Here is a 20,992-nt window from a genome sequence, read left to right as displayed (position 1 = left end):
GATCGAAGCTGCTCGCTCAGCATCAACAAAAAACTATTCGTTTCTCTGCATCAGCGCAATCTGCTTCTGCTCAACCAAGACGAGTCACAGCAACATGGTCAGGTGATATCGTGTTTTTCGGTGTAGAAAAAAAGGCGGGACACAATTGATGGGAGTCCCGCCCAGTTTGGATTCTCCGAAATTCACGCTTACTCAGGCCAGGGAGATTTCTCGGTCGCCAGGGAATAAATCACGGACTTGGAATTGCAGTACTCATGGGCAGCTTCGATGAAGCCCAGTTCCGCACCGAACCCACTCTTTTTGTAACCATAGATCGGCACGTTCGGCCTGAGGTAACCGCCACCGTTGATGGAGATCCGGCCTGCCTGCAACTCACGCGCGACCCGCAAGGCCCGTGTTCCATCAGTCGACCAGATATTGGCCATCAAACCAAAGTCGGAATCGTTGGCAATACGAATCGCTTCTTCTTCCGTTTTAAAGGTCATCACGCTTAAGACCGGACCGAAGACTTCTTCCTTCGCGACAGCCATGTCCGGTGAAACCTGGTCGAAAATGGTCGGCGGATAGAAGCAGTCCAACGGATCATCGGACACATCTCCCGAGAGGACTAATCGTGCCCCTTCCTGTTTTGCCTGTTCAACGCGCTGACGAACAAAATCGCAGTGCGTCGGCGTCGCCAGGCAGCCCAGGTGCATTTCGGGATCGGTCGGATCACCCTGCTTGAGACTCTGGGCCTTGGCGATAATCCGCTCCAGCAGTTCATCATGCTGGCTCTCATGCACCAGCAGTCTGGAGCCGGCCACACAGATTTGACCCAGGTGACAGAAAATCCCCGTGATCACACCGTTGACAACATGATCCAGCGGGGCATCGGGAAAGACGACGCTCGGTGTCTTGCCGCCCAGTTCCAGCAGTACCCCTTTCATGCCATCCTTGGCCGCTTCCATCAACTGCGCACCGGTTTCAAAACGTCCCGTAAATGCGATCTTATTGATGCCCGGATGCTTCACGAGAGCAGTACCTGCTTCCGCGCCCGTACCGTGAATCACATTAATCACGCCGGGGGGGAAGCCCACTTCCTCAGCCATCTTCGCCAGCATCAATGCAGACAGCGGCGAAACTTCAGAAGGCTTCAACACCACCGTATTGCCACAGGCAAGAATCGGCGCCAGTTTAATGGCGGCGTTGGTCATGGGATAATTCCAGGGAACGATGGCCGCGATCACACCCATCGGCTCCCGAAACTGCATCGTCACATTGTCGGGCAGGCCTCCGTAGGAATGCCCGGCGATTTTGTCCGGCAGGCCCGCATAACTTTCAATTACATCTGCCCCACAGGGAATGTCAAAGCCCAGCGTGTCGCGAATGGGCTTGCCGATATTCAGTGTATCCGTCATCGCGAGATCTTCTGCGGACTCACGAATGCGTTCTGCCAGCTTATAAAGCAGTCGCCCCCGCTGCAGGGGATCCATCCGCGGCCATTCACCCTTATCAAACGCCCGGCGGGCTGCGGTGACGGCCAGGTCGACATCACTGGCATTCGCCAGGGCAATCTCCGCCAGTGGTTCCCGGGTCGCCGGGTTCGTGATCGTCCAGTTCGTTTCCGAGCGACCGTCGACCCATTTTCCATCAATATACATTTTATCTGGCCAAACTGGCATGTTCTTATTTCCTTACTGTAGTGATTAAATCTTGAGTGGTCTGATCGTTTCGTGGTTTGACGTTGACCAGAGCAGGATCTGTATTATCTTAACAAAGCTAACCAATCCAGGGCAACAGTTCGAGAGCGCATGTGAGCAGACCAAAACAGAATTCGAGATTGAATTGATCAGGTCAAAAACGGGTATTACCGGCGGTAAATCCACGCAAAAACAGGGCAATTTATTGATATGAGATCGTCTCAAATCGCATTAGCGAAAGGCAACAGGCTATCTACATATCAACAGAGTTGGTTCCGAAATATCACTTGCAGCGCTCCACCTGCTTTCGTTTCATTTCGTGCTATACGTGGCAGCAAAATGAATGGGAGAAATCTGCCCGCATTTCATTCCGCCTCCCGCTCCACCGTAATCTTTCGGCACAGAATCGTTTTGCGTTTCACGCCATTCTCATCCGGATAATAAAAGTCACTGTAGAAGAGCAGGGCACTATTCTCATCCAGAGGCACGATCTCCGGGTTATTGCAGGAGCCGTCCCAGTCGTGAAAGGTGGGGTCAGCCACCGGCTTGTTGGCCAGGCCGCTCCGATCACCGGGCGTCATCACGACCAGCGGTTCGGTCCACTTCGTTCCGCTCTCGTTGAGCGCAGCCCGCACGAAGGTACCCGGCCGTGCATAGCACAGCAGCGTCACCCCGTTATCAAGTCGGCACAGTCGTGGCAGGATACCAACTTTGTCGAACTTTACCGGCTTCGACCAGGTCCGTCCGCTATCGGTCGAACGCGTCATATACATCGGGTCCCATTCCTTGCCGGTCGAGGAATACCAGGTAGATCGCAGGAACCAGACAATCGAGCCGTCCGGCATAAACTCAAAGTCGCTGTCGCTGAAGCCACCACTCTTGTAGGGAAACGCGTGGCCGTCAGCCTCATATTCCAGATGTGACCGCCGCTGGAACGTTTTACCGTTGTCTTCCGAACGAAAGATCTCCGCAGAGTAGTAGGGGCTGTATTGCCCGTTTTCCGGATTGAGATGCCCCTCACCTGAAAACACACTCACCCAGATCGCGCCGTCGGGACCCAGTTTGGGATTGCCCCGCGGAAAGATCGACTTCAACGTCTTCTTTCCATTGCGGCTGATATGGACCACTCGCGTCAGGTACGGCCAGTCCACCCGGGCGTGTTCGAGAACGGGTTTTGTCTGCCCCTTCGGAATTCGATACAGGGTCCATTCCTTTTTAGACAGACTTGGCGGCAGGCGATCCGCGTTAAATGCATTGATCGTCGTGCCTCCCATCCAGAAGGTCATGCCATCGGGAATCGGCAGCGTTCCTTCCTCCGCCTGCTTTGAGAAATCATAGCCAGGCGTGTATTTGTTCCAGGGAATCTGCTTGTATTCGCTCACGTCGACACCGGATTCCGGCGGAAGATAGACCCGGTCACCACTGGGGAGCAGCAGACCGCACTCCTGCGCGACCGAATCAGCGACCTCTTTCCAGGTCACACCCTGATCGCGACTTTCAAACCAGAGAGCCGTCGCACCATAGTTACTGATATCATCGTTTTTCACATGCACGGAAACCACAAACCGGTCCTTCAGCCGATAGGGCCGCGGAAACTGATACGGCCCCCACAACTGCTCCTCCGGCCGAATCCCCCGCGCGATCACATGCGGTTCCCCCATCGTCAGTTTGATCCGGGGCGCAGGTCTTTCTTCGGTGTTCGACTTGCCGCTGTCTTGCGCAACTGCGTTGGTCGTGCAGACGAGCACCAATAATAAGGGACTGAAGAGGAAACGCATGTTAGTTCTCATTTTAGTATGACTTGAAACGTGTACAGACCCCATCGTACACGCGTCCCACCGCGCATACAACTAATGCAAAAATCGGAACCCATTGTATTGTTTCACCTGCCAGTCTGCCATTTATGATAACAGTCGACCGGGTGCATCTGTCGGCTGGCCCGACAGTGCGCATCAAATCAAGTCCTCCCACCTCAACGGATGGGGCCGAATAAAATTCAGACCGAGCACAGTGAGCAGGAGGTCCCAGAGCAATGCAATACAAAAAGAAGATTGTCTCTACTCCTGTAAAATGCAGGTGCAGTCGCCCACCTACCCAAACCAATTCACCGGCGTGGGTTGACAGCAATTTTATGCACGCCTATCTTGAATTTCGGTTCAGGTGAGCGTGAACCTCGAGCTACAATCGTTTCTCAGGATGGTGTTGGGATAGGGCATTGAAAAACAAGGTTCGCTACATTGTTGTTGCGCTGCTCCTCTTCGTTGTTGTCGGCGTGATTGTGGGGAGTATTCTCTGGGAGCAGGTACGCGAAGAGTCAAACTGGCAACCCTTCGTTTATTCTCCGCCCGTATACCCGGTATCGACAGATTCGCATCTCGATGGCAGCTACTATCTCGACAAGATTCAGCCGATCTTCAACCGGCGTTGCATTGTCTGTCATGGCTGCCTTGACTCGCCTTGTCTGCTGAAGCTCACGTGTTATGAAGGATTGCTCCGCGGTGCACGCAAAGTCAATCCCGACGCCACGCACCTGTTTGCGGAAAAACCGGTCCGCTTACATGACGAGCCTTCCCTGGCAGCCTGGCGCGAGCAGGGCTTCTGCAGCGTCGTCGAACAGCAGGGCCCGCCTGAGGAACGACCCGCGAAAAGCATTCTGTTCCGCATGCTGGTGGCGGGCACCGAGCATAACCAGCCCCCCTTTGATTTGCAGCCACTTGAACCGGTTTATCAATCAGTCAACACTCATATTTGTCCGTGCACCCAGGGGGGCATTGACGCTTATCTCAAAAAACGTCCGACTGCGGGCATGCCCTTCGGGCTGCCTGCCTTGTCAGCGGACGAGAATCAACTCTTTTCCGAATGGATCACCGCTGGCTCACCAGGACCCACGGCGGACGTGATGGCCGAGGTCGAAAAATTAGCGCAGCCGGAAGTCATCGCCCGCTGGGAAGCCTTTCTGAACCAGCCAGCCGCACTCTCGCCCCTGGTCAGTCGCTTTATCTTCGAACATGCCTTCCTCGCCACGCTGCATTTTGACGAATCACCGGGCGAATACTTCCGCCTCGTCCGTTCTACCACACCGCCGATCCAGGTCAAAAACGACGCAGACGGAAAACAGGTCGTCGTGCCGAGTCCGGTTCACGAGATCAAGACGGCCCGACCTTATGACACACCCTACCTCGACGGCGTCGACAAGGTCTACTATCGATTGAAAAAAGTTACCGAAGCGCGGGTTCAGAAGTCGCTGTTTGTGTGGCAGCTCGACGACGCCAGACTGAAACGCCTCGAGGAACTCTTTTTTCAAGTCGATCCGATAGCCGACAAGAGCCTGGCGCCCGGCTATTCGAGCCACAACCCCTTCGAAGTATTCCAGGCGATCCCCGCGCGGTCGCGTGCTCAATTCCTCGTGGAAAATTCTCACTTGATCGTCAGCGGCATGATTCGCGGACCGGTCTGCATCGGAAACCTGGCGACTTATGCCATTAAAGACAATTTCTGGGTCTTCTTTGTTGATCCCGCTCACGATCCTTCCGTCCTCAAGCCGGAACTCGGTCTTCAGTCGTGGAATGATTTTATGGATTACGGCATCGAGGGTAACGCCGTCTATAACGAGGCCTATAACCGGATGCTTGATAAATACAAGCCAACCGGTTATCAGATCGACGATGTCTGGGACGGGGATCAGAAGAATTCAAACGCCTGGCTGACGATTCTCCGGAATGAAACCAACGCCACCGTCTTACGCGGACGACAGGGCGGCATTCCCCCCACATTCTGGATGATCGACTACAGTGGCTTCGAACGCCTCTACTACTCCCTGGTCGTCAACTACGAATATTATGGCAGTGTCGAACAAAAGCTTGCTACCTGGGAATTCATGAGTCGGCTACGGCAGGAGTTCGAAGACAACTTTCTCCGCCTGCTACCGGTCGACGACCGTCAGAAATACCGAGACCTCTGGACGCGCGGCATCGGACAGGAACTGCTCTTCCGGATGCCGTTTCCCGGCGAAGAAGCCGGACAGGGGATCGACATGCAAGGGCTGGACCCTATTTCAGGCGTGCTCAGCAAGATTCAACGCCGCTTCACGGAAGCCGTCAGTGGCCCGCGCGATCTGCTCAACACCGGGGACAAACCGGATGTCAAACTGACCGACCCGGTGGTTGACTTCGCTGGCTGGGAGGCAGTTGTCTCGACACTCACCATGCGGACCCAGCTTAAGTTCACCCGGTTTTTACCCAGCAACACCTTCATCCGTTTGACCAAGGGGAAAGAAAGCCGCGTCTACTCGCTGGTCGCCAACCGTTCGTACGCTTTTAATAATGTTGTCTTCGACGAAAATGGCGCCCGGCAGCCAGAGTTGGATACAATGAGCGCTTACCACGGCTTGGTGGGAGATTTCCCCAATCTCATCATCGATCTGAAACTGGAGCAGGCTTCGGCATGTCTCACCGAACTGAACGCCGTCTCCACGCCCGCACAATGGACAGCCTGGAAAAATAAATACGGCACACTGCGTAACACAGCCGCGTTCTGGCCTCTCCTCGACTGGCTGACCGACTGGAACTTCCAGAACCGTCAACCCGATGCCGGTTATTTCGATCTGAAATACTACATGCTGCTCGATTCCAGATACTGAAGATGGCAGCACCAGACAGCGGAAGACCAGACGAACCCCACATGTCAGCCACCCGGGTGCCCTCCGTCAGCTTGGCCGACAGTGCGCATCAGATAAAAGTCACCTGTTTGAATTGACAGTCGCGGTTACAATTAGAAACATTCGCAGCGAGCAGGAAGCTGACAGGGAAAACCTACCACACCGATTCGGATACCGGGCTCCCCCTGTTACTTCGATTCCTGATAATCTTTTCCATTGAGACTTTGGATGACAGACCGCATCCATGCATTCAGCTCCTGCTTCATCTGTTTCAGTCGTTGCATCTGTTCTGGATCTTGGGAAAGATCGGATTTCTCCAGCGGGTCATCGCTCAGATTGTAGAGTTCGAATTTGGTACCGTTGATGCGATGCAGCTTCCAGGGCCAGTCGTTCCACGCGGCATGTCCGGTCGTGGTGTTTTCGGGGAACTGGGGGAATTCGTCGACGTCTTTGCGCATTCTGACAGGATCATGTGGTAAGGGGGCGTCCGCCTGTTGCTTTTCCATGATCGCTTTCTGTATCTGGTCGCTCCGGGTGCCTTGACCGCCCTGTAATTTGTGCCAGAAACCCATCGGCTTACTGCGTTTGGTAACCGATCCTGAAATGATGCTGCTCACATCCATGCCATCGAGCGGGTGCGGCGCATACAATTCCACGCCGGCCATAGACAGGAGGGTCGGGTAGATATCAAAGGTCGCCACAGGAACCGAGGTGCGACCTTTGAGCTTGCGTGCCGGCCATTCGATAATCCCGGGGACGCGCAAGCCCCCTTCGTAGATACTCCCCTTTTTCTCACGACCACCGGAAGTCTCCTTGACCAGTCCACCATTGTCGCTGCAATACCAGACGATGGTATTCTCCGCAATGCCCATGTCCCGGAGTGCGCGTCGCAATCGTCCGACCTGCTGGTCCAGCAGCGTAATCTCACGGTAGTACCCCGCATGTGGTTTACCCTTATAAAGACTGGGGCCTTCAGGCACTTCCGCGTGCGGGTCATGCGGAGAGGGGAACCAGACGACCGTGAAGATCGGACGATCGCCGTCTTTGTGTTTCTCGAGGAACTCGAGCGTATCATCCATCAGAATGACCGAGCCTTTTCCTTTACGATGCTCGATCTTTCCCATACGGCTCAGGTAGGGATCGTTGTCGAAAAAGTTGAGTCCGATCACCCATTCATCGAATCCCATACCACTGGGATTGCAGGGGGAGTCGGGCTGTCCTGAACCCAGGTGCACTTTGCCGAAAATGCCGGTGACATAACCGGCCGCATTTAATGTTTCCGCGATGGTCTGCTCATGCGGACGCATGTAGCGGCCATGGTTGGTGACTTTGGCCCGATTCGGATTGCGACCGGTCATCACACTGGCACGGGTCGGCGAACACACCGGCGCGCCGGCATAGAAGCGGTCAAAGACGAACGCGTCCTTAGCCATGGCATCAAGTTCCGGCGTCTGTACAAACGGGTGACCATTATAACCGGTGTCTCCCCAGCCCTGGTCATCGGCCATCACCAGAATGATGTTGGGTTTACCGGACGTATCCGATTTGGATGCAAAAGAGACTTCCGTCGCGGTCAGGAATAGTACGGCTCCCATTGCTGCTAACAAAATACGTCGATTCAGCATGATTTACTCTTTTCTGCTTTGTGGCTGAAGTTGTGAAAAAAGCCCGATTGAAATCAGGATCATCAGCTACGATCATTACTGTCGCTGCGGATGATTCAACCTCCGCGGCTGGCAGAAAGACATAAAATGCTGATACCTCTACAGCGCACGGATGATCTACAAACCGCTCCGAATGGAAAGTAGACTACCTCGTTTGTTTGTTCTTCAAAATACAGCAAAAACCCACCCAATGATATAAGCGCCAGTCATTGGGCGGGTTCATCGCTCCGGGACTATGCGAACAGAACGGAGCGACTAACCGTCAGGCTGATCATCATTATGAACGCGCTTACCGGAAGTTTCCACCAAAGAAATAAGAAATGGCAAACGCGATGAGTACCAGGATGAGATAGAGCATGATAAGGGCGCACACCAGGTTTCTGCTTGGGTTTGTCACTCACTTTGTGTTCCTTCAGTCACTCCTGAACTCCAGTGTTTTGTTTTGGTGGTAGGTGTGCCGAATTAGCAGCATGGATGAGTTTGATTAATCTGTCCACATAGCGAGTGATTTTGTAAATCAAATATTGTCAGATGATGAGTGACACCTTGTTTCTTGCTAATATGAAAACCAGGACCTGTGATGAGTAATTAAGTCATCGGTGAAGCTGGTGGACTTTGCATGGAGTTACTGATGGTTCACATCGAAGTACGATTTGGTTAAGGTGATGCATCGCTGCGGACTCGTGTCATGACTGTCATTATTCATACCCTCGAGCGAGCAGTGTATTCGCTACTGTTGCTGAGCATTAGTGACGCATATGAAGTTCTCCCAGCATCTCCAGCAGATTGTCGGTCAGGATCACTGACGCATCTTTCTGAACGACATTCGTGCCCAGCCAGGTTTCGTAACCGCCGAGTCGATGTTGTTCGGGAGTGGGCAGGTAGCCGTGTCGACCATTGGCCAATCCAATGACCATCGTGCGAGTGAACGGGCTTCGATCTTTGATTTCCAGACCGATCTCAACCAGTGTTTCAAAGGGGATGCCAACAATGGCATATTCACCAATGCGAATGGCCTGGATGGTGACGGTGAGGGAGTCTTCTTCCCGTTCGTGAGCCTGGACCACTTTGCGTGCGTAATTGATGGCTTTTTTAGGCAGCCTGGCGATTTCGTTCTTGTCGTTTAAAGCGAGCACTTTTTGTGCTGCAGAGACATCTTCTGCAGAGGGGCGTCGGTATTTCAAGTCGACCTTTCGCTCCAGCATGTCGATCGTGAGATCGCGTTCGTGGGTCTCAATTTTCTTGTAAGCAAAATAAGCGGTATCGGCGGCTTTACTCGCCACGATACGAACCTGCTCGAACGGCTCCCGTGGGGGGCGGTTCACGAGAAAGGGGATATTGTTGATATCTCCCGAGGCGCCATTCGACATCATGGCTACGAAGTCTTGCCCCGCACGCAGCCGACTGGGCATCAGGCGCGCGAACTCGCCAAAGTAGTCTGCTGAAGCATGTCTCTGGGGAATGCCTCCCACATAATGCAGCGCATAGTTGGCCAGTAAGGCCAGCGGTTTTCGCTTCTGATTCTGTATGGAAAGGACCATCAATTCAGAATCAACAGGGCCAGCGGGCCGCTCCAGCACGGCCGGGCTGGTTCCCGGATTCATTTTCACGATGTCCATTTTCCCGAAGGGATTCGCAGGCATCTTTCCGGGCTGCAGAAACCAGCGTCGATTGAAGACTTCTTCAGGTAGATCATGAGACGCCATGCCCAGCGAAGCGGTTTGCTGTTGATCGAATGCCTGGATGATGGATTGGGCAAGTCCTTTGATCAGAACGTCCCGATAAGCGACATCCCCCGGAGAACCTTCCGTCCGGTTGGAAGGCGGAGCCGAGTGCGAATGCGTCGACGAAATCAGGATTCGATCAACGGGGATGCCCGTTTTTTTAGATGCGATCTGTTTCGCTTCGTTCAGCATTTCGGGGGGAGCACCGAGTGCATCGAGTACGGCAATCGCAACAATGGTCTTGCCATCATTCAAGACGATCGCTCGGGCATGCAGCGGGTCGTGGATGGCACTTTGATCCATTGCTTTTCCGCTTCGCAGGCTGACAGGAAACTGCTTTGGTGAAACATCCACTGCGGAAGCCCCCGCTCGCAGTTGACTCGGCTCGGCCTTTACCTCGCTGGCAGGTTTCGTGGCACACCAGACGAGCAGCGTGAAGAATATTGTCCGCACAAACATGGTATCCTCTTTCAGTCAAATGGTCATGGTTTTCCTGTGCACCGATGGTTACAAACAAACTGCTCCTTCCAGAATCGTATTCGTTTTATGTATTCTGGATCATCTTCTGATTGATATGTTAACAAACAAACGCTGAAGAATCACGAATCAAAATTCATGGACTACCACCAGACCTGGATGCAGAACAAATTACGAATTTACTCCCACTTCACCACGCTGACTCAATTGACGTATCGCGGACTGTTTATGTTATAATCGTGATTCTACCGAAAACGATAAACCGGCTCTGACCCATAATACTTCCCACTAAAATACTTAGCAGGAATCCCGCAATCATGACATCCCCCTCAGATACCACCCGCCGCGATTTTTTGAAAACATCCGTTGCAGCCGCGTCCGCGTTCGCCGCTCCTGCTTTTGTCCGCGGACAGAATTTGAATTCACAGTTGCAGTTTGCGGGCATCGGCACCGACGGCAAAGGGTATTCCGATATCAAGCTCATTGCCAGCCACGATAAAGTGAAATGCGTCGCCTTTTGCGATGTCGATCTGTCGCGGACCGCAAAAGTCAAACCTTTGGCCCCCGAGGCTCCTGTCTTTCAGGACTACAAAAAAATGCTGGAGGAGATGGGGGATAAAATCGATGCCGTCTCGGTTTCAACCCCTGACCATACTCACGCCATCATCAGCATCGACGCGATGCAACGCGGTAAACACGTTTACTGCCAGAAACCGCTGACACGCACGGTTTGGGAAGCCCGCCAGATGCGATTACAGACAAAAAAATCAGGTGTCATCACACGGATGGGTAACCAGATCCATTCGCACTCCGCTTATCGCACCGGTGTGAAAGCGATTCAGGATGGCGTTATCGGAAAAGTGTCGGCCGTACATTCCTATGTCGGCACCACCGGACATGGACGCAGCGGTCTGCTCGACCGGCCTGCGAATAATGAAGCAGTGCCCAAATCACTCGATTGGAATCTTTGGGTCAGCGTGGCCCCCATGCGTCCTTACGGCGGAAACCGGGTCTACCATCCCTTTACGTGGAGAGACTGGCAGGACTTCGGTTCCGGAGCCATCGGCGATTTTGGCTGTCATTTACTCGACCCGGTGTACACGGCCCTCAAAATTACGGGCGATCCGATTAGCGTGCACTCGGAACACACAGGCATGAACGATGAAGTCTGGCCCGCCCAGGAAACCATCAAATACGTCATTCCCGGCACTCAATATACGGCTGGAAGCAGTCTGCCGATTACCTGGTACGATGGCGGACGACGGCCAAGTGCCGGAATCGCCAAACTTTTACCCGGCCAATCTCTGCCGAACGGAGGCTCAATTTTCGTTGGTGAAAAAGGCAACATGATTCTGCCCCATGTCGGCCAGCCGTTCGTCAATATCGAAGGTGTTAATATAGAACCGGTGGAGAGTCTCGACCATTATCATGGCTGGGTCGATGGTTGCCTGTCCGGAAAACAGCCCAGCGACGGGTTTGAATACGGAGGCCATCTGACCGAAGCCGTACAATTAGGAAATGTGGCCGCGTTCTTCCCGGGCGAAACCCTCGAATTCGATGGCAAAGCGCTCAAGATTACGAACAACTCGGAGGCCAACAAATACCTGACGCGGGACTACCGCACTGGTTTTGAAATCGCTTCGATTTAGACTGTGTCCCGTTTGTCAGTAGCGTCTCCAAGGCCATTTGGGCTGAGTAGATTAGATTGAGGCACGCTATGATAAAAAGTGATACGCTCTAAACCCCCGCAATCCTCAAGATGGAAAGTGCCTTGTATGCAGGCTTTTGTAATGCGCCGATTTCTAGTTATTCTGGCAATTCTGTCTGGATCGATCACCGTGTTAGCTGCCGATGCGGAATTGGCGCAGCACATCACTGTTCCCGCTGATTGGAAGGGGGAGCAAATATCACTGCCCCCTTCCTTTGCCAGGGAAATGAAGTTCAAAGGGATCGAAGAAGCTCGGTTTTCGCCGGGCATGTTTCTGGAAAAATCGAATACGTTTTTCTCCTACTTCTTCGTATTCAAAATCGATCCCGGCACTGAACTGACACAAAAAAAAATCGAACGCGAATTACTCACGTATTATCAGGGGCTGTCGCGTACCATCTTCAACAGCCGAAAAAAGAAAATCGATACCAGCGGGTTCACCTGCAAACTGACAAAAGTCATGCCCGTCGATCCGCAGAAGATTTACCCCCAGGGGCTCACAGAATATGCCGCCACGGTCAATTGGACAGAACCGTTTGTCACACAGAAACCGCAAACGTTGAATCTGATCATCCAGGCCTGGACAGATAAAAGTTCCAAACACGGCTATCTGTTCGTCTGCGTTTCGTCACAGGATATGAAAGCCAATATCTGGCAGTCGATGCAAAATATACGCAACAAGTTTTACCGCAATCTGCAGAAGTAATCCGCCTCGATTGAACACCGCTCACCTCCCCCCAGACTTGTTCACTTGAGAAAGTGAATGAAAGGTGATGTAGACTGTATCCAGTTTTACAGTAGCGTTTCCAGGGCTGTTTGCCCCAAGTCTATTAGATTGAGAGACGCTATACTTAAATGTGATGCGCTCCAGGATCAGGTGACCAGAGTAAACCCGCAAATTATAATCAAAGCTGGTAGGGGGGCTGTTTACCGATCTCGGTGAACGCTGGTCATTGAAAGTGATGTTCCAGGTATTGATGCAGCTGATGCGACACGAAAGCATGGAAACAACGCTCAAATTCTATGTCGGACGCAATGCAGAGAAGGCAGCAGAGGCGATCTGGCAGACAGTGGCGCATCTTGGTGACGTTTCTGGTGACACTGCCAAAAATCGCAAGAAATCAGAGAAGCCCGAAAAGACGCAAGTCATTAGGGCGAAAGAGAGTAAGAAAATGAGGGCGCAGGGACTTGAACCCTGGACCTACGGATTAAAAGTCATCTAGATTATGCATGTTCTAGCTGTAAAACAGCGGTTCTTGTACCTAAATGATTTCAAAAAAGGTACGATTTAGGTACAACACAATCAGGTACAGAACACCGTTCCGAATTTAAATTAACGTGTATCTGATTCAGGAAGCGCATTCATATGACAAAAATCCAAGTCTCTAAATCAAACGGCAAGCCCCAAAAAGCAAGAGTCAAGACGTGGGCAGACCGACAAAAGGCCGCAGGGGTAAGACTGGAACTTTCGCAGCATAAACCCCGCAATCACTGGAAAAAAATGGTGGATGGGAAATACCACTATTTCAAGCACCCCATTACGAAAGCAGGCTATGAATCAGCATTACGGGAATGGTTAAACCTGAAGGCGGAAATGGATTTCGAGAAGCCATACCTAGCTTTGATTCAGCACCATATTGACATATTCAAAGCAGTACAAAATTATTTTGATCATGCTGTAGAACAAACCACCAAAGAAAAGAAAATGGCACAGCAGGTTGATCAGTTTATCAACTGGCTTGAAGTCGCTTTTGATGATCCAGATCAATATATTGCAGAAGTTGATTCTTCAACATCTCTGACTCAGGATGAAATTGAAGAATTCGAAATTGTCAACCCTGATATAAGCTCAGAAGAAAACAATTTCAGGTGGGCGGTCATGAGCGCATTGAGAGGCAAGAGTGAACTCGCAGATAACATAGTACGCCGTTATTTTGGAAAAGATCATATTGGCACTATGACTTTTCAGCTTCCAGAAGAATGGAAGGAAAAAACAGAATTTACAGAATCACCTGAAAAGCTCCCACAGACAGTAGGCTACTGGGTTGAGGATTATCTGAAGGCTAAAGGCAATCAGGCTTTGAATGGTGAAATTGAAATCAGCACTTTCAGAGATGCTAAAGAAAGGCTTTGCAAGTTTAGTGAGTGGATCGGAGAAAAAACACCAATTGAAAAAGTGGGCAGTGAAACACTAAAAAAATATCACAGCTATTTGTCAGAATCTAAGTATGCGAATAAGAGTTTGTACTTTCAGTTCTTCAAAACATTCGTTGTCTATTGCGTGTCAGAGGAAGCCTGTGCTTTAGAGCACCTGCCAAATAACATCACAAGCAGGCTCTTTGTTTTTCGGTCTAAGAACAATAAGAAAATAGCATTTGCCAAAAGCAAGTATGAAAAACTCTGGACTAAAGCAGACATTCAAAGGGTTATCGCGAAAGATACAAAAGTTCCTGAACGCTATCAGTGCTGGATTTTATTAATGTTAAATTGTGCAATGACACAATCAGACTTAAATGATTTGAAGCGGGACGAAATCGACCTGAAAGAGGGGAGAATCATCAGGATCAGAAAGAAGGCGGAAAAATACCCTAATCCACCTGTAGTAAATTACAAACTCTGGGACATCACCTTAAAGCATTTAAAAAAACAGATGGAAGCCTGCACTGACGAAGAATATGCTTTGCAATCCACCAGATCAGCACGGTTAATTTCTGAGTCAATTTCAGTAGATAAAGATAATAACATCGTTTCTACCAGATCAGATAACGTTTGCAGGTGGTGGGATAAAAATAGAAAAGAAATCGGCTTTGATGGCCTCCAGTTGAAGTATGTAAAAAAATCAGGCATAACAGCTCTAACTGAAAATATTAAATATATGCATTTAGATCAGTTATACTTAGGCCATTCACATAGAACTCTTGCTGATAGAAATTACAATTCAAAAGGTGGCAGGGCTTATAAACCTCTGGACGATGCAATTGCTTTCATCGGTAAACATTTTGGTTTAAAGTAAAATAATAAACGAGGCAAGCAATTCCGCATGACTCTGGTGAATTGAATTCCACCTTGCAAGTTTGTAGCCCGAGCAATCATGAAACGCCTGATCGTTACTCTATATAGCTTGTTGTTCACTTTTGCATAGGGATGCAGAAGTGAAGATTCTACTTCTGCCACAGTCCCGCAGAATCTGATTAATTAGGCAGTACTGTGGTTGGGAGATGAACCGGGCATTACCTTCGAGAGGTCAGTTCCAAGGCCTGTCACCCTGAATGCCAAAAAGAATCGCACCGTACACGTTCTGTTTTCGATCCTTTACAATGATTCTTTTCCGACATTACCGATCTTCTGAATCTCGACATCGACTATTTTATTACTTCTCGGGACGGGGAGAGTTTGGGGAAAGGATTGTCGTTCCTTTTCGTTCATCGGCAACTCCGATACATAGACTGCGACACGGTAGCCGTGATTAAATGTTGAGCGAATAATTCCCAAACCGACGACTTTGGGAATTTTCATCAGCGATTGTTCAGCAAACTCAATCGCCTCGCGACAGGATTTCTTCGAACCAGTTTTCATTTCCGCCTTAATTTTACCTATAGATCCCTAGTTACAATCTCGATATCCAGTTCATTGATTACGTGATGAATTTTATTAAAAATACTCGTGGAAGGGGAACCGGCAAAATGGAGACCGAGGATTTTGTTTGTCGTCTCGTGAAGCACGATTGAACCGCTGTCGCCCCCCGCAGTGTATCGCGTGCACAGAACCTGGTCAGCAAATTTAACCTCACCTTCTGTAGTCTTGGTTTTCTTATATTTTAACGTGGTTTTAAAGTCTGTATCCAACACTTCACCCAAAGTGAAGCCAGTTGTACGGCCGGTCTTTTTTACGCGCGTTCCAATCCGAGCCACCCCGACATCGGACGGCGGGACACCAATGACCGCGATTTTGGAAATGACCTGGTTTTTTCGTATTACACGAGCAATCGCAGCGTCTACATGATTCTCGGCAGATACATTGAAATCAAAGGGGACAAACTCGGCCAGTTTGGCAATTACGTCGTTAGGAGCATTCCCTCCGTCATAATCCCCTGGTTGAATGATGTTGTCACCGATCGATGCCAAACCTTCGTTCGCTAGAATGTGTGAATTACTTAAAATATAGAGCTTGGAACTATCCCCCTTTTTCTGAACAAGACAACCAAAAGTTCCCACCGTCACATCGACATGGCCCAAACCGCAACCTGGGAAGGCGGGACGATGTCGAGCTGTATCTAATTCTAGTTCGATGGAACCGATTTCCTCGACATCAGTTTCGACCGTAATCCCCAATTCGGGAATCTTGATTTTCGGTGGAACTAATTGATCCCCTAGAATATGTTTGGGCTTCTTCTTATCTACATAAACTTTAAGCGCGAGATCCTTTAATCGATCACCACTCGTCTGACGATGGGAAACTCCATAGCCTTGGATCTGCGGACTCGATCGCCACGGGAGGGTTAACTCATGAGTGGCCACAGCTTCTGATAGCAAGGTTTTTGCAACGGGAGCGTATTTACCTTCGGTAATCATTTCCATTGCAGTTCGGATGACACTTTTCTTCATTGGCTTGTTCTTTCAGGTCAGGAAGACGATCTAAACGCTAAACGGTATATTGACTTCATTCACTGTCAGGGTTGTAACTCCTGTATCTGGAAAGTCGATACTCATGCTAAAACTGAGGTCCCCGAAAGGGGGAGCGATATCGGCGGTTCGCGAAAAAGTGAAAACGTGAGCGGATCATCGCTTTCAAACACTGTTTCCAACCAAACAGCAAACCCGACTTCTGGATTTGTCCTCTCGACTTTCAACGAGAGAATGCTCGGCGAAATCCGAGTGACAGTACATGTTAGACCGGCAGTTGGAGATTCCAATTGAGGACAACCGGCCTCTTTCCAACATTTAAATAGCGCCAGCCACTCGTTGGGCCATGGCCCGTCAAAGCTCGTGGGCGGCATTTCTCCATGAACGGGTGAATGCTGTGCTCGGTTGATCCGATCTAAGATCATGTCCACATTTGCGACTACATCGTCATAATTCCACAGGTCAAACCGGTTTAAGATCCGATCTCGATCCACCTTTCGAATCATATGTCGAATGTGGGACTCAAAGCGAATAATACGTTCTACCATAATCATTTCACCTGATGGAATGAAGTGGTTTCAATCAAACTGGACAGAAATGGAATTGTATTTCAACGGTACATCCTGTGCGGTTTCAGATTGAGGGGCAACTGCTGGCGACATATGTAGCCCGTGGGTATGCAGGTTCGTTGTGTTAAATCGGAGGGGAGTCAAGTGCTCTTCTGTTGAATGATCATGACTGCCTGCTCCAATTTGATTGGGATTCTTCAATTTATTGATAAGGCGAACCCGAAGCAGATTACCCGGCTTCACTCGTAAGGTAGGACCGACCATCTTTCCTTCGGAACAACGGTGATGAAGTGTCAAAACTTTGTTGTCCTTGACCGACCAAATCGGGTGGTCGGCGTAATCGATGGTCAAGGAAGTATCAAATTTACCCGATGCCGACTTCCGGGCTTCGGCAGATTTGAACGCCTGGCGTACCGTCCCCATCGCCAGCGACTCAATAACAGAGTCTTTTTTCAGACTTTGAACAATCCGGGCTTTTTCTGCTTGATACGCCTGTCGTGCCACTTGAAGCGCTTCCGGCGAAAGTTTGCCTCCAAGCAATGAGGTAACATTAGAAACGAAACAAATTAACACAACTAATCCTAAGTGGATTTTCTGCATGAAACAAATACCCATTGGATGAGGTTATAGAATAGCCCGTTTTAACGCTACTCAGGCTAACACCTTCTTAATTTTCCAAGAATGTTCACTGGGTTCTTTTGTTCATTTTGGCGAGGTTTGCCCAGAATTGCTAGAACAATTTCAGAACTATCTAAAAATACCTTAGTTGTCCAATTCGGGATCATATAAGGATAGGAGCCTGCCCAGGACCACGGTCCCCAGTTTTCAACGGGCAGATTCGTCGTCACTATCAGGCTGAAGCGTTCATGCGCCGTGCGATGGTATCGAAAAGCAACACAGAGTCGAGTTTACTGGCCGGAACATTACCCACTCCAGCTAGGATCAGCAGATCGAGTTTTCCGAGCTGTTATTTCAAACGCTGTCAATCGGCCAGTTGTAGAAGATGCTGTTCGGCGTAAAGACGGAGAAGACCAGACAGGTCGTGGGCAATTCTGATCAGTCCGATGCCGAGCCGAACTTCGGCAAATCCGTGGAGCATACCGGGGACGTGGGCGATACCGAGTCCGACAAAGCCGACAAAAAGCGGAACGGCAAACCACCTCCTTGAGGCCACAGTCGAAACGGAGCCGACGCGTATCGCGGAGCCGAGCAGATCGAAATCCCTCACCTCTCGCTTCACGTCGGCGAACCTTGTCCTTAATGTGGGAAGGGAACCCTCCCTCAAAGCCGCCCCGCACTGTGATGCGGATCACAGGCCATGCTCAGCTGGGGGCCAGGACCTATGCACTGGAATGCCTCCGCTGCGGTCTGTGCGGCGAGGTCTCCACGGCCGCGATTCCCCAGGAAGCCAGCCGCGAGAAATACGATGCAAGGGCCGGTGCGATGATTGGCCTTTTAAAATATGGAAGCGGGCTTCCCTTCAACCGCCTCCAGGGCCTGCAGGGGAAACTGGAAATTCTTCTGCCGGCCTCGACTCAGTAGTATGTGGTTACCACTTTTGCCCCTCTACTCAATTCGGCTTTCGAAGACCTCATGCGCGAAGCCGCTCAAGGAACGATTCTCTACAACGACGACACAACCGTGAAGATTCTGACCCTGATGGGAGAACGACGGATTCCCTTCGTGGACAATCCGGACCTCACTGGTCTGTTCACGTTCGGCATGATTTCCAGACGGGAAGGTTGCCGCATTGCGTTGTTTTTCAGCTCTCATCGGTACGCAGCCGAACTTGAGTCTCCGATTCAGATGTGCGATGCGCTCGCGCGGAACATACCCCGGGAACTGGGGACGATCGTCGCCAACTGCCTGGCCTATGCCTGCCGGCAGTTCGTGGAGAGTCACGATCTGTTTCCCGCAGAGTACGGCCGCGTGCTCGAAGCATTGAAGATCGTCTATAAAAATGATGCCGCTGCCCGGAAGGAGGGGCTGTCTTCTGAAGCACGTCTGAAGTTACATTAAGCCCACAGCCAACCGGCGATGACGGAATTGAAGAGTTGGCTGCTTCGGCTCGACGAAAAGCTCGTCGAGCCGAATTCAACTCTGGGCACCGCCGTCAATTGTCTGCTCAGACACTGGGAGAAGCTGACGCTCTTTCTGCACAAAGCCGGATCCCCGCTGAACTATAACATCTTCGAGCAGGCTCTTAAAAAAGCGATCTGCCATCGCAAGAATACGCTTTTCTATCGCACGCAAAACGGGGCCCGCTTCGGCGACATGTTCATGAGCCTAATCCACATCTGCGAGCTCAATCAGTGAAACCCCTTCGATTATCTCACCGAACTCTTCCGCCATCCCGGCGAAGTCGCCGCCCATCCCGAACGGTTCCTGCCTTGGAACTACCGCCAGACAATCCCTGAACTCCCCGCCGCTGCTTGAGCCCCCGCCGCCGACTAGTCCCCGTTTCCCGACCTGCCCACAAAAATTCACAACGGAAATTTTGCATGCTTACCGGAAGGACACAAAAAGTGACAGGCTAGTTTTGTAGACTCTGAACCCTAACGTCAGGGGAGGTCAGTGAAGGTGAAGCTGAGTTGGCTTGTCGGTTGTTTGGAGGTGATTTCAGATGTATCGGAAATACTTCAGCCGATTCCAGTACCAATGTATTGTAAACATGCATAAAGCTCTTTGCTAATTTTTTCTGTTCGGTGCGTTGTTTTCTGAGAAGTGTCACGTCCGCATCACGAACTCCCAAAGCGGCGAGTCGGCGGATTGTTTCCTGGTACTCTGATTGAGAAGGGATGGCTTTGAGTATCGTGGACATTTTTGTCGCATTCGTAGCTAGCAGGCTTAAACGCGTTAGAACAGGAGTGTTCTTCTTTTGGGTCTCCACGATTAATTTTCTGAAATCAGAACCTTTACTGGGAAGATACGTAACCGGGTATTCTGCAATCTTAGGAAAAGTTTTTTTAAGATCAATCGATTTCAGTTGTTTTTTAGCTGCGGCAATGGATTCCAATGTCTGGTTTATCAGGTCGAGCATAATGCTGAATCGCGCGTTGGTAAGTACCATATTTATATAAGTCAGAGTATTAAGCTGATTTGTTTGCTCAGTAATGAAAACCTGCGAGGAAATATTACGGTCTGCCGCTGCTGTGAGATTGATTCGATCCATCAATTCTTTCTGAATCGAAGTCAGTTTTGGAGCAAGCCCGAGAAGCGGATCGTCTGTTTCAATCAGTAAATTTAGCTCAGGAAGTGTCGTGACATGGGTGAGTCTTTCAGACTTGCCAGATTTGAGATCAATGTTTATTTTTGGAGTGATCTCGAAAGAAATCTCCAGTATCGATCGTGAAGTGTATTCATAATCATAGTCGGCACAGAATTTACTTTTCAAAATATTTTTATCGGTGTTATCCAATATCACAACGGCATCATACGTATCCGAACGATTCACCTGCAGGTCTTTGTTTTTGAACAGCGATAGTTTCGGATTTGTTGTGATCGATGTGAATTTGTCTGCTTCGAATTCATAGCTCCGCGAGATGCGGTCTACGCAGACTTGGATCTTGCCAGGTAACTGATAATAAACGGGACTTTGAGGCCAAGCCTGTTTCAAATCCACGACCAAACTTGGATGAGCCTTTGTGCCTTCAAACTCAGTAATGCTGACGCTGTATTGCGCAATCTTATTTGTGATCGATTTCTCTTCAAAAGGTAAATAGATTTTCTCTTTAGGCTCATGTCGTGCTTCTAGTGATGCGATCAGGGTATGAACTTGATTCTCTTTCACCAATTTGATTTTGGTGTTCTGGCACCAAGGATAACATGTCCTGTTCGTCACCGTCAGATTGCCTGATATTTTACTGTTGGTTCCCTCTTTCTGAAGTTCTAC

General features: G+C 50.3%; 16 protein-coding genes and 1 pseudogene. 9 read left to right on the top strand and 8 right to left on the bottom strand.

All coding sequences use genetic code 11. The features are described from left to right. Positions 1 to 188: 188 nt before the first annotated feature. Together ACN0YH_RS02450 and ACN0YH_RS02445 are read right to left on the bottom strand one after the other, a co-directional pair. Positions 189 to 1,661: an aldehyde dehydrogenase family protein gene (locus ACN0YH_RS02450; protein ID WP_417377954.1), complete on the bottom strand. Its 1,473-nt coding sequence runs from the start codon at positions 1,659 to 1,661 to the stop codon at positions 189 to 191. 383 nt (positions 1,662 to 2,044) lie between these two features. After that, the gene (locus ACN0YH_RS02445; RefSeq protein ID WP_417377953.1) at positions 2,045 to 3,457 is read right to left on the bottom strand and encodes a sialidase family protein; all 1,413 of its coding nucleotides are present in this window, start codon (positions 3,455 to 3,457) and stop codon (positions 2,045 to 2,047) included. Positions 3,458 to 3,894: 437 nt separating this feature from the next. Here ACN0YH_RS02445 and ACN0YH_RS02440 point away from each other — a divergent pair, with 437 nt between their 5' ends. Beyond that, positions 3,895 to 6,318, top strand: a complete 2,424-nt coding sequence (locus tag ACN0YH_RS02440; RefSeq protein ID WP_417377952.1) for a fatty acid cis/trans isomerase — start codon at positions 3,895 to 3,897, stop codon at positions 6,316 to 6,318. 206 nt (positions 6,319 to 6,524) lie between these two features. Here ACN0YH_RS02440 and ACN0YH_RS02435 read toward each other — a convergent pair whose 3' ends face one another. Together ACN0YH_RS02435 and ACN0YH_RS02430 are read right to left on the bottom strand one after the other, a co-directional pair. Next, positions 6,525 to 7,961: a sulfatase-like hydrolase/transferase gene (locus tag ACN0YH_RS02435; protein WP_417377951.1), complete on the bottom strand. Its 1,437-nt coding sequence runs from the start codon at positions 7,959 to 7,961 to the stop codon at positions 6,525 to 6,527. Positions 7,962 to 8,746: 785 nt separating this feature from the next. Continuing rightward, the gene (locus ACN0YH_RS02430) at positions 8,747 to 10,183 is read right to left on the bottom strand and encodes a hypothetical protein (RefSeq protein ID WP_417377950.1); all 1,437 of its coding nucleotides are present in this window, start codon (positions 10,181 to 10,183) and stop codon (positions 8,747 to 8,749) included. Positions 10,184 to 10,518: 335 nt separating this feature from the next. Here ACN0YH_RS02430 and ACN0YH_RS02425 point away from each other — a divergent pair, with 335 nt between their 5' ends. From ACN0YH_RS02425 to ACN0YH_RS02410, 4 genes are all read left to right on the top strand, one after another. Next, a complete protein-coding gene (locus tag ACN0YH_RS02425; protein WP_417377949.1) occupies positions 10,519 to 11,850 on the top strand; it encodes a Gfo/Idh/MocA family protein in 1,332 nt (443 codons plus the stop codon). A 141-nt stretch (positions 11,851 to 11,991) separates the two neighbouring features. Further along, positions 11,992 to 12,615 (top strand): hypothetical protein, encoded by a 624-nt coding sequence (locus tag ACN0YH_RS02420; RefSeq protein WP_417377948.1) that lies wholly within the window; start codon positions 11,992 to 11,994, stop codon positions 12,613 to 12,615. Between the two features lie 280 nt (positions 12,616 to 12,895). Next, complete coding sequence (locus ACN0YH_RS02415; RefSeq protein ID WP_417377947.1) at positions 12,896 to 13,132, top strand: hypothetical protein; 237 nt, start codon at positions 12,896 to 12,898, stop codon at positions 13,130 to 13,132. Positions 13,133 to 13,275: 143 nt separating this feature from the next. Beyond that, positions 13,276 to 14,922 (top strand): hypothetical protein, encoded by a 1,647-nt coding sequence (locus ACN0YH_RS02410; RefSeq protein ID WP_417377946.1) that lies wholly within the window; start codon positions 13,276 to 13,278, stop codon positions 14,920 to 14,922. Positions 14,923 to 15,221: 299 nt separating this feature from the next. Here the strand turns inward: ACN0YH_RS02410 and ACN0YH_RS02405 are convergent, their stop codons facing one another. From ACN0YH_RS02405 to ACN0YH_RS02395, 3 genes are all read right to left on the bottom strand, one after another. Then, positions 15,222 to 15,485, bottom strand: a complete 264-nt coding sequence (locus ACN0YH_RS02405; RefSeq protein ID WP_417377945.1) for a hypothetical protein — start codon at positions 15,483 to 15,485, stop codon at positions 15,222 to 15,224. Between the two features lie 17 nt (positions 15,486 to 15,502). Continuing rightward, positions 15,503 to 16,513 (bottom strand): hypothetical protein, encoded by a 1,011-nt coding sequence (locus ACN0YH_RS02400; RefSeq protein ID WP_417377944.1) that lies wholly within the window; start codon positions 16,511 to 16,513, stop codon positions 15,503 to 15,505. Between the two features lie 596 nt (positions 16,514 to 17,109). Beyond that, complete coding sequence (locus tag ACN0YH_RS02395; RefSeq protein WP_417377943.1) at positions 17,110 to 17,700, bottom strand: hypothetical protein; 591 nt, start codon at positions 17,698 to 17,700, stop codon at positions 17,110 to 17,112. A 403-nt stretch (positions 17,701 to 18,103) separates the two neighbouring features. Here ACN0YH_RS02395 and ACN0YH_RS02390 point away from each other — a divergent pair, with 403 nt between their 5' ends. From ACN0YH_RS02390 to ACN0YH_RS02375, 4 genes and pseudogenes are all read left to right on the top strand, one after another. Beyond that, entirely contained in the window at positions 18,104 to 18,268 is a 165-nt protein-coding gene (locus ACN0YH_RS02390; protein WP_417377942.1) for a hypothetical protein, read from the top strand. 92 nt (positions 18,269 to 18,360) lie between these two features. Continuing rightward, positions 18,361 to 18,642, top strand: coding sequence for a hypothetical protein (locus ACN0YH_RS02385; protein WP_417377941.1), 282 nt, complete (start codon positions 18,361 to 18,363; stop codon positions 18,640 to 18,642). Positions 18,643 to 18,693: 51 nt separating this feature from the next. After that, positions 18,694 to 19,119: a hypothetical protein gene (locus ACN0YH_RS02380; protein ID WP_417377940.1), complete on the top strand. Its 426-nt coding sequence runs from the start codon at positions 18,694 to 18,696 to the stop codon at positions 19,117 to 19,119. A 15-nt stretch (positions 19,120 to 19,134) separates the two neighbouring features. After that, a pseudogene (locus ACN0YH_RS02375) lies at positions 19,135 to 19,416 on the top strand (IS66 family transposase); the annotation flags it as partial. A gap of 217 nt (positions 19,417 to 19,633) precedes the next feature. On the opposite strand, the gene ACN0YH_RS02370 reads toward ACN0YH_RS02375, so the two are convergent. Beyond that, on the bottom strand, positions 19,634 to 20,890 hold the full coding sequence (locus ACN0YH_RS02370; protein WP_417377939.1) for a hypothetical protein: 1,257 nt from the start codon (positions 20,888 to 20,890) through the stop codon (positions 19,634 to 19,636). Positions 20,891 to 20,992: the final 102 nt, after the last annotated feature.

It is taken from the genome of Gimesia sp. (assembly GCF_048262075.1).
Taxonomy (GTDB): Bacteria; Planctomycetota; Planctomycetia; order Planctomycetales; family Planctomycetaceae; genus Gimesia.
This window is presented reverse-complemented; position numbering and strand designations above follow the sequence as displayed.

Coding starts and splice junctions, on each gene's coding strand:
- ACN0YH_RS02430 (WP_417377950.1), bottom strand. CDS start 10,183: ATGTTTGTGCGGACAATATTCTTCACGCTGCTCGTCTGGTGTGCCACG.
- ACN0YH_RS02450 (WP_417377954.1), bottom strand. CDS start 1,661: ATGCCAGTTTGGCCAGATAAAATGTATATTGATGGAAAATGGGTCGAC.
- ACN0YH_RS02420 (WP_417377948.1), top strand. CDS start 11,992: ATGCGCCGATTTCTAGTTATTCTGGCAATTCTGTCTGGATCGATCACC.
- ACN0YH_RS02380 (WP_417377940.1), top strand. CDS start 18,694: ATGCGCGAAGCCGCTCAAGGAACGATTCTCTACAACGACGACACAACC.
- ACN0YH_RS02410 (WP_417377946.1), top strand. CDS start 13,276: ATGACAAAAATCCAAGTCTCTAAATCAAACGGCAAGCCCCAAAAAGCA.
- ACN0YH_RS02415 (WP_417377947.1), top strand. CDS start 12,896: ATGCGACACGAAAGCATGGAAACAACGCTCAAATTCTATGTCGGACGC.
- ACN0YH_RS02435 (WP_417377951.1), bottom strand. CDS start 7,961: ATGCTGAATCGACGTATTTTGTTAGCAGCAATGGGAGCCGTACTATTC.
- ACN0YH_RS02395 (WP_417377943.1), bottom strand. CDS start 17,700: ATGCAGAAAATCCACTTAGGATTAGTTGTGTTAATTTGTTTCGTTTCT.
- ACN0YH_RS02445 (WP_417377953.1), bottom strand. CDS start 3,457: ATGCGTTTCCTCTTCAGTCCCTTATTATTGGTGCTCGTCTGCACGACC.
- ACN0YH_RS02425 (WP_417377949.1), top strand. CDS start 10,519: ATGACATCCCCCTCAGATACCACCCGCCGCGATTTTTTGAAAACATCC.
- ACN0YH_RS02390 (WP_417377942.1), top strand. CDS start 18,104: ATGCTGTTCGGCGTAAAGACGGAGAAGACCAGACAGGTCGTGGGCAAT.
- ACN0YH_RS02405 (WP_417377945.1), bottom strand. CDS start 15,485: ATGAAAACTGGTTCGAAGAAATCCTGTCGCGAGGCGATTGAGTTTGCT.
- ACN0YH_RS02400 (WP_417377944.1), bottom strand. CDS start 16,513: ATGAAGAAAAGTGTCATCCGAACTGCAATGGAAATGATTACCGAAGGT.
- ACN0YH_RS02385 (WP_417377941.1), top strand. CDS start 18,361: ATGTGGGAAGGGAACCCTCCCTCAAAGCCGCCCCGCACTGTGATGCGG.